The organism is Heyndrickxia coagulans DSM 1 = ATCC 7050, from assembly GCF_000290615.1.
GTDB classification, from domain to species: Bacteria; Bacillota; Bacilli; order Bacillales; family Bacillaceae_C; genus Weizmannia; species Weizmannia coagulans.
In genome coordinates, this window is record NZ_ALAS01000173.1 from 1 (window position 1) to 11,432 (window position 11,432).

An 11,432-nucleotide genomic window follows, 5' to 3' on the forward strand; every position below is an offset into this window, starting at 1 on the left:
CTCTAATTATTTAAATTATTACATATTTAGCCGCATTTTTGGGGGGGAATAGTTAAATTATCACGAAAAATTTTTACTCCTCAGAGCTGTTCATTGATTCGGCAGGTTTCACGAACCCCGCGAAGCCCGCTATTGAAATAAGAAAAAAAGAGTTTTAAAATGAAGGAGAAACATCGGCATGCCTCCTTGCGCATTACGAGGCTGCCCGTTTTTCTTTTCTGCCGTGATTGAACAGCGAGGAGGAATCAAAATGGCAAAGTTTACAATCGTAGACAAAGATACATGCATCGCTTGCGGCGCTTGTTCCGCCAGCGCTCCTGATATTTTCGACTATGATGATGAAGGGCTCTCTTTCGTCATTTTGGATGATAATAAAGGCATTGCAGAAGTCCCGGAAATATTGGAAGATGACCTGATGGATGCCTTTGAAGGATGCCCGACAGAATCGATTAAAGTTTCCGACAAGCCTTTTGACGGCGATCCGCTAAAATACGAATGAAAAAAAGCAGGCTGGGATGGCCTGCTTTTTTTCATATTCTTTTCCCCCCAATGGCGGAGGCTTTGTCAATCCAGTTTTTCATTTTTGTAAACATGAGCATAAACAAAGCCGTCACGATGAGACCTTTCACAAGATTAAAAGGCAACACGCCCGCTACAATATACGCTTTTACATTGCCGACCGAAAAGTTCATGAAGTACAAGTAAGCCGGCAAAATGATGAAATAATTCAAAATGCTCATACATACCGACATGGATACCGTGCCGGTGATCAGGCCGAAAGTCATGCCTTTTTTTGTCCGCATCCGTTTGTAAATGAGATATGTCGGCAGGACGAACAGCATCCCTGCAAAAAAGTTCGCCACATTCCCGATCGGTACCCCTGCTTCACTGCCGAGCGATAAATAGTTCAGGATATTTTTGACCAGTTCCGCTACAACAGAAGCCATCGGCCCGTAAAGAAGGGCTGCCACCAATACCGGAATGTCGCTGAAGTCCACTGTTAAAAACGATGGAAAAGGCGGAACCGGAAATTTAATAAACGTCAGCATAAAAGCCAGAGCACTGAGCAACGCGACTGCAACGAATTGCTTTACATCCCATTTCTTCATTTTAACTTCCTCTCCCCTTGTGACCGATTTACCATCAAAGGAAGAAAGGTGCCGCGGACCAAAATGAAAAGCCCCTGACAAAATGCCGGGGGCTTTGTAATAGGCGAGTCCAAGTAAGCGTTTAACGCGTCATTAAACACTGGCAACCTTTATCTTCTCCCATCCAGACTATACTGTCGGTTTTGGAATTTCACCAAATCCTGCCGGAAAGCCGGCTCGCGGACTGAAAGGCAACTGCCTTATCACCGCCGGTCGGGAATCTCACCCAGCCCCGAAGATAAATCGTATGAAATTTTTATTACAAGCTTATTATACATGCCGGCTGCCATTTTGTGAAGCATTCCGCACCACTTTCATTCATTTTTTATTTTCAGCACCTGGCCGGCCATAATCCGGTCTGACCGCAATTTGTTCCAGCTTTTCAGCCTGCCCACGCTCGTATGGAAATGCAGGGCAATGTTCCAGAGCGTATCGCCTTTTTTCACAGTGTAAGCTACGGGCTGAGGGATGGCGGAAGCATCAAAAACCCCATAAGGGTCATGGGCATTGGCGGAAACCGTCTGGCCCAGCGCGCCTGTCCCGAAGATCAAAAACGGGTCAATCGCGTTTTTTTTATCCGGCGTCCAGGATCCGCGATGCACTTCAAAATGAAGATGGATACCGGTTGAATGGCCGGTCGAACCCATATAGCCGACCACCTTTCCTTTTTCAACATGCTGCCCCGCTCTGACTGCCCTTCCGGCAAGATGGGCGTAAACCGTCTCATATCCGGACGGATGGCGGACAAAAACAACATGTCCGTAGGATGCGGACAAATAGGAACGGATAACGGTGCCTTCTTGGGCGCTGAATACTTTTGCACGGTATCTTCCGGCAATATCAAGCCCTTTATGTGTGCCGTACCTTGTGTTAAATGTGTCGGAGATCGTCCCTGTCGCCGGAAAAATCCAGTCTTTTGTCGCTTCATGGATATCCGGCCCGGACGCGGACACGCCATTTGCCGAACAGGCAACCCCCAGGCATGCAGCTGCCAATGAAACGAAAAGGCATATTTTGATGTATGCTGGCAATTGATCCACCCCATTTTCGTTTTTTCAATTCCGATTCAAGCAAAGCCATCTTCTAAGATGCGCAAAAAAACGGGAAAATATACAAAAAAAGGCAGACCCGGCGCCGGGTCAGCCCTTTTTTGGAAGAAAAAATGAAAAGGTGGTCCCTTCCCCTAGTTTGCTTTTGACAAAGATCCGGCCGCCATGCCCTTCGACAATGTTTTTGGCAATCGCAAGGCCCAGCCCTGTTCCCGATTTGCCGCGTGTCCTTGCTTTATCCGCTTTGTAAAAGCGTTCAAATACAAACGGCAAATCCTCGCCCGGAATGCCGGATCCGTTGTCTTCGACGTGTACATATACGCCGCCGGAGGTTTCTTCCTCTTTTACTTTGACGTAACCGTCCGGGGAAGTATGCCGGAGGGCGTTATCAATTAAATTCGTCAGCACCTGTTCAATCCTGTCGGCATCGATTTCAAGGGTGAGATCATTGTCCGAAGTAGTCTCGCAAACGAGGCCGATTCCTTTTTCTTTCGCGATGCCGTTAAATTTATGTGTCACTCTTTCGATAAAACTTTTGAATGAGACCGGCTCCATTCTGAATGAAAAATGCCCTGCTTCCATTCTTGCCAGATCGAGCAGCTCATTGACAAGCCGGCCGATCCTGAGCGTTTCATCGTAAATGATTTTGGCAAATTCTTTCTTTTCTTCTTCACTTGCCGCAATATCATCAATGATTGCTTCGCTGTATCCCTGCAGCATGGCAACCGGCGTCCGCAATTCGTGCGAAACATTTGCGATAAAATCATCGCGCAGCTTGTCCAGCTTCCGTTCTTCCGTCATATCGCGGATAATGGTGACAACGCCGCGGATACGGGACAAATTATAAAGCGGGCTTGCAATCATGACATAGTACCGGCCGTTGATTTCAATTTCATCCGTCTGTTCTTTCTCCGTTTCGACCACCTTTGCAAGCAATGCGGACAGCCCTTCAGGAAGGGGGGCGTCTTTTGCAGCCTGGTTATGGTACCAATTTTGAAGGAACATCTCGGCCGGCGGGTTCATGATTAAGATGGCGCCGTCCCGGTTAAAGGTTAAAACACCATCGGCCATGCTGCTTAAAATATTCCGCAGCTGCTCTTTTTCCTGCTTCAGGGCGTCCATATTAAATTTAAGCTGCCGCCCCATCGTATTAAAAGCGGTCGCCAGTTCCCCGATTTCATCACGGGTTAAAATCGGCACCTTTTTGTCAAAGCGCCCTTTTGCCACTTCAAAAGCCGCTTCCCGCATTTTATGCAACGGCCCGCCAATCCTTTTTGAAAGGAAGAAGGCAAAGCCGGTCGTTAAAATAATGGCAATGCCTGCACCGAGCAAAATGATTTTTGTCGTTTGCCGCGTCATTTCCTGGAGCACTTCCAATGACTGGTAAACAAATACCGCGCCCGGTTCTTCCCCCTTCACATGAAGCGGGACGGCCGTCACAATCACATGATGGTACTTATTGCGGGAAGACCCGCCGGAAGGGGTTAACTCTTTGATCACTTTCTTCTTTTCGCTAAACACTTTGGACAACTGCTTATCCCTTAAAATCGACGCGTACGGGATCCCTTTATATGATTTGGAACCGGACGGATAAAAGATATCATTTTTGCGGTAAACGATCATCACTTTCTCGTTTTGGTCCAGAACGCCGAGGGCAATTTCTTTCCCGATCTTTCCGCTTGGGTGCTCCTCCATAACTCTCGAGATTTTTTGCGCCGTATTGGACAAATCCTGCTCAATCTGCTTGATATGGTATTCTTCAAAAAACTTGAGCAACAGTACCGTCAGGATGAGCAAGACGCAGGCAACCATCAGCAGAATGGTCATCCACAGTTTCCCGACAACCGTCCGCCAAATTCTCATTCCGGCGCAACCTCAAATTTATACCCGACGCCCCAGACGGTAACGATCATTTTAGCCGCGTTTTCGCTCACTTTATTCAATTTTTCCCGCAAGCGTTTGACATGCGTATCCACCGTACGGAGATCGCCGAAAAATTCATAATGCCATACTTCTTTTAAAAGCTGTTCGCGGTCAAACACTTTATCCGGAGATTTAGCGAGAAAATAAAGAAGCTCATACTCTTTCGGGGTCAGATTGACTTCTTTTCCGTCCGCTGTGACGCGGTGGGCATCATTGTCGATGGTAATATGTGGGAAAACGACAATGTCTTTTGCTTTCGTATCCGCGCTTAAGAAACCCGTTTGCAGCGACCGGCGGAGCAGGGCTTTCACCCGCAGCACCACTTCGCGCGGGCTGAACGGTTTTACAATATAATCATCCGCGCCGACTTCAAATCCTTCCACCCTGTTGGCTTCTTCGCCTTTGGCCGTCAGCATGATCACGGGCGTCATTTTCTTTTCGTGCAATTCCTGGCACACTTCAATGCCGTCTTTTCCCGGCATCATAATATCGAGCAAAATGCAGCTGTAGTCTTTTTCAAGCGCCATTTTCAAAGCGGTATCGCCGTCTTCCGCTTCATCAATCATGTAATTTTCCCTTTCCAAATACATTCGTAACAGGCGCCGGATCCTTTCTTCATCATCAACCACTAAAATTTTTACATCCTCATCCATGGCTATTCCTCCTCAGTCAATATCAGCACCCTGCCCGGGCAAGATACATCCGCCGGTAAAATCCTTGCGGGTCCATGCAAGCCACCGCATTCCCGGGTGGGCCCTCCCGGGGGTGCGCAGGATTCAAAAGCTTACAAAATCAGGCATACGAATGCAGCCCGGCAATGACAAGATTTACTGCAATCAGGTTAAACAGAATAATGGCAAAGCCAATGACGGCCAGCCAGGCGGATTTTTCACCTTGCCAGCCTCTTGACATGCGCAAATGGAGAAAGGCGGCATAAAACAGCCACGTAACCAGTGCCCACACTTCTTTCGGGTCCCAACTCCAAAATTTGCTCCAGGCAATTTGTGCCCAGATCATCGCAAAGATTAACGCGCCGAGTGTGAACACCGGAAATCCGATCAATACCGAGCGGTAGCCGATCTCATCCATTAAATCTAAATTTAGATTTTTGGTGAGCGGTTTTAACAGCGCGCCGATCCGCTTTCTGGCCGCCAACCGGACCAGCGCGTAAAGAATCATGCCGCTGAAAACAGACCAGAGGACCGTGTTCAGTTTGACGGCATTGATAAAGGCCGGCACGTAAAACCACGGCTTCATTCTCCCGGCTGTTAAAATTTCCCCGTCATGCGGCCCGATAACAGCCGGCATATGGTAGACGAGGGCATTTTCCCCCGTGTTTTTTGCCCCGTTGCGGTCAATCCAGCTGAAATCCACTTTGTAATGAAACAAGCCGAAAGCGGATTTTGCAACAATAAAACCGGCGATGCAAATTAAACAAAGCATAACAAATTCCAGCCAAAAAGTCTGCCAGTTTGATTTTTGCTGATCGGTGCTTTTCACAAGGTAAATCAGCCCGGCAGCAAAACTGACAGCAAGAATGGCCTCCCCGGCAGCCGCCGTTGTCACATGAATCTGCAGCCAATAGCTCCTAAGAGACGGCACGAGCGGATTGATGTCTTTCGGGAACATGCTTGCATAGGCAATCAAAAGAAGCGCAACCGGCAAAGCAAACAGCCCGAGCACCGCACTCCTGTAAAGAAAATAAATGACCATAAATGCTCCAACAAGCATCATACCAAAAAAAGTAGTGAATTCAAATAAATTACTTACAGGGGCATGCCCGGATGCTATCCACCTTGTAATAAAATAACCAGCCTGGCAAATAAACCCTGCAGCCGTTGCGAAGATCGCAAAATTTCCCCACTTCGTTTTTTGCGGCCCGGCGCCGCCTGCCTGTCCCTTTTTCGGCGTGCGGATCGCGCCGCCGAACAGTAAAGTGCCGGTTAAATACAAAAGGAATGCGGCGAACAACAACCGGCTGCTTGTTTCGACCAGATTTTCCAATTTTCCCCCTCCTCATCCGATTGCACCTGTCTGTTTAAGCTGTATGGGCCTGTTGCGGATTCTTCCTTTCTTTTCTGTCAACAAGCGCTGGCATGCCGGATGCGCTGAGCACCCATTCCAGCTCCCTTTTCAGCCCGTACCAGTTTTTATTTGTATGGGCTGCCAAAAGCACGGCGCCTTTCTCCCGCTTCAGCCAAAAACGGCGGTGGTTCCAGTACGCGCCTTGAATGACCCCGATCATAAAGATCGCGCCGCCAACGGCCAGCACCCAGAGCGTCTCGTCTTTTCTTACGGCCAAAGCAGAAACATTCCGTGTTTCAAGCCCAGCAAAAGCCAACTTGTAGTCATTTTTTCCGAGCGGTTCTACGGTCTGGCGGATGGCAACAAAACTTTTTTCCCCTTTCGGATGTTCCGGCGAAATTAAACTGAAAAGAAAAGCAGGATTGTTTGGAATATACGAATCCGTTTGCGGCTCCCCGTTTTTGGCAAACCCCGTAAACGAAGGATAGTAGCCGAGCAGCTTGACTTTATAGCCGTTTCCGAGCGGGTATTCCGCCTTTGGATGGTACAGGTCAATTTTAAGTTTGCCGTATATTTTTTTATCCGACTTCTTCTCAAAAGCAAAAGACATCGCCTGGAATTCATCCAGCTTGTAATCCATTTGATATACGGCGTAATGCCCGAATTTCAAAGGCTTATTGACCTGGATGCGGTAGGATTTCACTTTTTTAAGCGGAGCATCTTCCCCTAAAACGCGCTTTTTCCCCTGCTTGTAAAGCACGGCATCCGTCTCAAAATTTTTCGCAACATTGCCGGCCTTATTCAGTGCCGGTTCAAAATTTTGATTGTCTTTCTTGCTGTAAACTTGCAGCTTGAATTGCTTGTTCAGCAGTACATACTGCCCGTTTGTGCCGGGGAGCACCGCTTTTTCTCCTTCCCTCACCCAGACCAATTCATCGACATACATGCCGGGAATAAAGCGGAGCATGCAGCCGCAAAGAAAGATGATCAATCCGATATGGTTGACGTACGGCCCCCAGCGGGAAAACCGGTTTTTCTCGGCAAATAAGTTCCCGCCTTCTTCACGGATTTTATAATGCTTCTCTTCAAGCCGGCGTTTGACCTGTGCATATGACGCATCATCGATGGCCCCTTCCTTTTTCACGTAAAGGCGCTGCCGCTTCAGAAACCCTTCGTGGCGCGCCGCTTTCTGGTTTGAAAGGGCGCGGCGCAGCGGGAGAAAGCGGTCAAGGCTGCAAATGACGAGCGAAACGCCGATCAGGGCAATTAAAAGCAGATACCACCAGGAATTGTACAGGTCATCAAATCCGAGCGTATACCAGAGCTTGCCGAACCAGCCGTACTGATCCTCGTAATAATCGGACGGGTCGGCATTGGAAGGGATATAGCCTGCCTGGGGCAGCACGGTGCCTAGGGCTGACGCAATTAACGTCAGGACAATCAGCCAGACGCCGGTTTTTACGGACGAAAAAAAATTCCAGATTTTATCCACCGGCGTTTTTTTATACACTTGCGACCTGCGCGCGCTCCCTTCATACCGCATATCATGGAGAACTGCCGCCTCCGCTTCTGCTGTCAGCGCTTTCCCGCACGACTCGCACAAAACGGTCCCGGGAGGATTCACATGTCCGCACTCACATTTTATATCCTTCATTGTCTCTCTCCTCGGTTATGGTTTGATCATATCCATCATGTCCTGAATGTCTTTTTTGGAGAGGTTTTGGTTTCCAATGATCACTTTTTTGACTTTCCCGTCCGGCCCGATCAAAAAGGTTGTCGGAAGGGGGTCGATGTGATACGCATGCTGGACATCACCGTTTTTATCAATCAGCACCGGGAACGTAAGCCCGTACTGTTTCACGAATTCGTCCACAAGAAAGCGCGTATTTTTTACGTGGACGGCAAGAATTTCCACGCCTTTTGGTTTATAGGACGAATAGAGTTCATTCATATAAGGCATTTCTTTCTTGCACGGCTCGCACCATGTCCCCCAAAAATTCAAAAGGACGCCTTTCCCTTTATAATCGGACAACCGGTACGTTTTCCCATTCAAATCTTTCAGGATAAAATCAGGGGCCTTATCCCCCGCTGCAAGCGCTCCCTGCGACTCCTTCGTCGCATTTGCATACAGTGTGTAACCGACAGCCAATATCAGAACAGCGAGAATCGAGGCGCGGAAAATGAGGCGTTTCTGTTTCGTTTGTGACATTGCTCCTCCCCCTGTCCAAAAGTGTCACACAACTCTCATACATTATAACATTTTTCTGTCCTTTTTCGCTTTTTTTTGAAGTTTTTGTGAACAAAATAAGCCTCTTCACTTGAGCTTTTATTTACGGGAGGCGCCTCCGTTTTCGGCAAGGGATCTTAACGTCTTAACTTCATGCGGGGTGAGTTCCCTTTTTTCGCCCGCGTTTAATCCTTTTAGTGTCAGCATGCCGTATGCTTCGCGCCGCAGTTTTTCAACCGGGTAGCCGAGATATTCGAACATGCGCCTGACCTGCCTGTTTCTGCCTTCATGGATCGTAAGCTGGACGATCGCTTTCTTTTTCCGTTTGTCCATGGACAACAGTTTTGCCCTGGCAGGCGCAGTCATGCCGTCCTTTAGCCGGATCCCTTTTTCCAGCTGCTTTAATTCCTGCCTGGATGGAATGCCGGAAAGCCTTGCGATATACGTTTTGTCGATTTCAAAACGCGGATGCATCAGAAGGTTTGCAAATTCACCGTCATTGGTGACTACCAAAAGGCCCGACGTGTCGTAGTCGAGCCGGCCGACCGGATAAACCCTTGCGCCCGCATCGCGGAAATAGTCGCTTACCGTTTTTCTCCCTTTGTCATCGCTGACAGCGGAAATCACCCCTCTTGGTTTATAAAAAAGGTAATATACTTTTTCTTCACGCTCAAGCGGAATGCCTTCCACTTCAATTTTATCCGCTTGGGACACTTTTGTCCCCAGCGTTCTGACCATCTCCCCGTTCACTTTCACTTTCCCTTCCAGTATCAGCTGCTCCGCTTTTCTCCGGGATGTGACACCGGCCTGTGCGATCACTTTTTGCAAACGTTCCATCCGTTACACCTCAATTTGTTTTGCTTAAACTATCCTTTAAGCATTATGGCATAACGGCAATGAAAAGCAAAGCCTGACGAAGCGCACAAGCACCCTGAAATGGCGGATAAACCGTTGATTTTCCCTTTCGCCGCGTCAGAATAACAAGAGCACCATGAAAATTGCGATCATAATCCCGAACAGATCGGCGAGCAGCCCGACCTTTAAGGCATCCCCCATTTTCCGGATGCCGACCGCCCCGAAATAAACGGTTACGACATAAAGGGTGGTATCCGTGCTGCCCTGGATGACGGATGCCATTCTCCCGATCAGCGAGTCCGGCCCGTATGTTTTGATCAGATCCGCCATAAGGGCTAGGGCGGCATTGCCGGAAACCGGCCGGATCAAAGCAAGCGGCACGACTTCGGAAGGGATACCGAGCAAATGCAGGGCCGGTTTTAAAAATCCGACAAAAAAATCGAGCGCGCCTGATGCCCTGAAAATCGTGATTGAGACAAGCATGCCGACTAAAAAAGGGATAATCGAAAAGGCAATTTTAATGCCTTCCTTGCCGCCTTCCACAAATGTTTCGTAAGCGGGCACCTTTTTCCATGCGCTGTAAAGCAGAATAAATCCGACCATTGCCGGAATCAGCCAAATTGAAATCAGTGAGATCCATTTCAAAAACATCACTTCCTCCGTTTCGTCCGCCGGTGGTAAAAATAGCGGTCAATGCAAATGGCGGCAATGGTCGTTGCAAAAGTGGCGATACAGGTTGGCGCCACAATCTCGGTCGGATGCGCAGAACCTGCATTCAGGCGGATGGCAATCACCGTTGCCGGAATAAGCGTGAGCCCGGATGTGTTTAAGGCAAGGAACGTGATCATCGAGCGACTTGCTTCCGGTTTCCTTCCGTTCAGTTCGTGCAGCTGCTCCATCGCTTTAATGCCAAGCGGGGTGGCGGCATTTCCGAGCCCGAACATATTGGCAATCATATTGGAGAGGATGTAGCCGAGTGCCGGATGGTTGTCCGGCACATCCGGAAACAATTTTTTGATCACCGGCCGGAACAGGCGGGAAAGTTTCGAAAGGAGGCCTGAAACTTCCGCAATCTTCATCATCCCGAGCCAGAAAACAAGGACGCTAATCAGGCCGATGCTGATCGAGACCGCATCGCGCGCGGATGTAAAAATCGCCTCGTTCACCGCCTGCATCTTCCCGTTTACCGCCGCAAAAACAAGCCCAATCACGGCCATGCCGATCCAAATATAATTAACCATTGTTTTTCAGCCCCAATTGGATCCAAAATGTCTCTTCGAACAGTTCAAGCCATGTTTCTTTCTCTTTAACCGGCGTTTTCTGATAATAAATAGGCGTGCTTGCGATCACTTTTTCGTTCAAATAAACAATCGCCCTTCCGACGGTCTCCGGCACTCTTTCCGGGTCTTTCCACGAACTTTCAGGCTTTTTGATCCGGTATTCGACTTTTACGGCGTCTTCTTCTCCGGCTTTAAGCGGGTAGACGATATCCCGTTTCACATAAACATGCTGTTTCAAATATTTCGTGCGGACGGCGGCAACCGGCCCCTCTTCCACAATCCGTTTCCTGTCATACTGGCGGAAACCGTACTCATACATCGCAATATGGTCATCCCAGTCATCCGAATCGTTCAGGGTAACGGCGATAAGATTTTCGCCTCCTTTTGTCGCCGTTGTCACAAGTGTCCGCTTGGCCACTTTCGTATAACCGGTTTTCCCACCCGTACAATACCGGTACTTTTCAGTCAGCAGCCGGTTTTTGTTCCGCCAGCCTTTGTAAAATTTCGTGCCGGTGATTTTCCGGAACTGTTTGTTTTGCATCGCGTACTTCATTAACAGCGCCATATCATAAGCGGTCGAATAATGGCGGCCGTTCGGGTCTTCAAGGCCGTTCGGGTTGGCAAAATGGGTGTCATGCATGCCGATCTCTTTCGCTTTTTCGTTCATCATAAAAACAAAACCTTCTATGCTGCCCCCGACATTTTCGGCAATCACATTGGCGGCGTCATTTCCCGACCGGAGCATGAGCCCGTAAACAAGATCCTTTATTTCCCACTTGTCTCCCGGTTTCAAATACAATGATGACCCCTCGGTACGTACGGCACGGTCCGAAACGACAGCCTCCTTCAATAAAGTTCAATTATCTCTCATTTACTCGCATATTCTCCAAATTTCATAGGTATTTGATTTACACCTAATCGTTGT

At 48.5% G+C, this 11,432-nt stretch carries 12 protein-coding genes and 1 riboswitch; of the genes, 1 reads left to right on the plus strand and 11 read right to left on the minus strand.

The features are described 5' to 3' along the window. Window positions 1–250: 250 nt before the first annotated feature. A complete protein-coding gene (locus IC21_RS08705; RefSeq protein ID WP_013859537.1) occupies window positions 251–499 on the plus strand; it encodes a ferredoxin in 249 nt (82 codons plus the stop codon). A gap of 31 nt (window positions 500–530) precedes the next feature. Here IC21_RS08705 and IC21_RS08710 read toward each other — a convergent pair whose 3' ends face one another. The 11 genes from IC21_RS08710 to IC21_RS08760 all read right to left on the minus strand — a co-directional run bounded on the left by IC21_RS08710 (window position 531) and on the right by IC21_RS08760 (window position 11,357). Further along, window positions 531–1,109, minus strand: coding sequence for an ECF transporter S component (locus tag IC21_RS08710; protein ID WP_029142093.1), 579 nt, complete (start codon window positions 1,107–1,109; stop codon window positions 531–533). A 147-nt stretch (window positions 1,110–1,256) separates the two neighbouring features. Beyond that, window positions 1,257–1,392, minus strand: a riboswitch (FMN riboswitch). 70 nt (window positions 1,393–1,462) lie between these two features. Continuing rightward, window positions 1,463–2,179, minus strand: a complete 717-nt coding sequence (locus IC21_RS08715) for a peptidoglycan DD-metalloendopeptidase family protein (protein WP_029142092.1) — start codon at window positions 2,177–2,179, stop codon at window positions 1,463–1,465. A 108-nt stretch (window positions 2,180–2,287) separates the two neighbouring features. Further along, the gene (locus IC21_RS08720) at window positions 2,288–4,060 is read right to left on the minus strand and encodes an ATP-binding protein (RefSeq protein ID WP_019720477.1); all 1,773 of its coding nucleotides are present in this window, start codon (window positions 4,058–4,060) and stop codon (window positions 2,288–2,290) included. Then, window positions 4,057–4,773 (minus strand): response regulator transcription factor, encoded by a 717-nt coding sequence (locus IC21_RS08725; RefSeq protein WP_019720476.1) that lies wholly within the window; start codon window positions 4,771–4,773, stop codon window positions 4,057–4,059. The genes IC21_RS08720 and IC21_RS08725 overlap by 4 nt, the downstream gene beginning before the upstream one ends. A gap of 139 nt (window positions 4,774–4,912) precedes the next feature. Beyond that, the gene (gene ccsB, locus IC21_RS08730) at window positions 4,913–6,115 is read right to left on the minus strand and encodes a c-type cytochrome biogenesis protein CcsB (RefSeq protein ID WP_026104801.1); all 1,203 of its coding nucleotides are present in this window, start codon (window positions 6,113–6,115) and stop codon (window positions 4,913–4,915) included. Window positions 6,116–6,158: 43 nt separating this feature from the next. Continuing rightward, window positions 6,159–7,799 carry a cytochrome c biogenesis protein ResB gene (resB, locus tag IC21_RS08735; RefSeq protein ID WP_019720475.1) on the minus strand — a complete coding sequence of 547 codons (1,641 nt, stop codon included), beginning with the start codon at window positions 7,797–7,799 and terminating at the stop codon, window positions 6,159–6,161. A gap of 15 nt (window positions 7,800–7,814) precedes the next feature. Further along, window positions 7,815–8,354 (minus strand): thiol-disulfide oxidoreductase ResA, encoded by a 540-nt coding sequence (gene resA / locus IC21_RS08740; protein ID WP_017553609.1) that lies wholly within the window; start codon window positions 8,352–8,354, stop codon window positions 7,815–7,817. 117 nt (window positions 8,355–8,471) lie between these two features. After that, window positions 8,472–9,209, minus strand: coding sequence for a pseudouridine synthase (locus IC21_RS08745; protein WP_019720474.1), 738 nt, complete (start codon window positions 9,207–9,209; stop codon window positions 8,472–8,474). 135 nt (window positions 9,210–9,344) lie between these two features. Next, window positions 9,345–9,878: a spore maturation protein gene (locus tag IC21_RS08750; protein WP_019720473.1), complete on the minus strand. Its 534-nt coding sequence runs from the start codon at window positions 9,876–9,878 to the stop codon at window positions 9,345–9,347. Beyond that, window positions 9,878–10,468, minus strand: coding sequence for a nucleoside recognition domain-containing protein (locus IC21_RS08755; RefSeq protein WP_013859547.1), 591 nt, complete (start codon window positions 10,466–10,468; stop codon window positions 9,878–9,880). Before IC21_RS08755 ends, IC21_RS08750 begins: the two co-directional genes overlap by 1 nt. Next, on the minus strand, window positions 10,461–11,357 hold the full coding sequence (locus IC21_RS08760) for a D-alanyl-D-alanine carboxypeptidase family protein (protein ID WP_302466157.1): 897 nt from the start codon (window positions 11,355–11,357) through the stop codon (window positions 10,461–10,463). Before IC21_RS08760 ends, IC21_RS08755 begins: the two co-directional genes overlap by 8 nt. Window positions 11,358–11,432 lie beyond the last annotated feature (75 nt).

Excerpts from the sequence above, each read along its gene's own strand:
- resA (WP_017553609.1), bottom strand. The coding sequence starts at position 8,354 with ATGTCACAAACGAAACAGAAACGCCTCATTTTCCGCGCCTCGATTCTC.
- resB (WP_019720475.1), bottom strand. The coding sequence starts at position 7,799 with ATGAAGGATATAAAATGTGAGTGCGGACATGTGAATCCTCCCGGGACC.
- IC21_RS08755 (WP_013859547.1), bottom strand. The coding sequence starts at position 10,468 with ATGGTTAATTATATTTGGATCGGCATGGCCGTGATTGGGCTTGTTTTT.
- IC21_RS08720 (WP_019720477.1), bottom strand. The coding sequence starts at position 4,060 with ATGAGAATTTGGCGGACGGTTGTCGGGAAACTGTGGATGACCATTCTG.
- IC21_RS08750 (WP_019720473.1), bottom strand. The coding sequence starts at position 9,878 with ATGTTTTTGAAATGGATCTCACTGATTTCAATTTGGCTGATTCCGGCA.
- IC21_RS08725 (WP_019720476.1), bottom strand. The coding sequence starts at position 4,773 with ATGGATGAGGATGTAAAAATTTTAGTGGTTGATGATGAAGAAAGGATC.
- IC21_RS08710 (WP_029142093.1), bottom strand. The coding sequence starts at position 1,109 with ATGAAGAAATGGGATGTAAAGCAATTCGTTGCAGTCGCGTTGCTCAGT.
- IC21_RS08745 (WP_019720474.1), bottom strand. The coding sequence starts at position 9,209 with ATGGAACGTTTGCAAAAAGTGATCGCACAGGCCGGTGTCACATCCCGG.
- IC21_RS08705 (WP_013859537.1), top strand. The coding sequence starts at position 251 with ATGGCAAAGTTTACAATCGTAGACAAAGATACATGCATCGCTTGCGGC.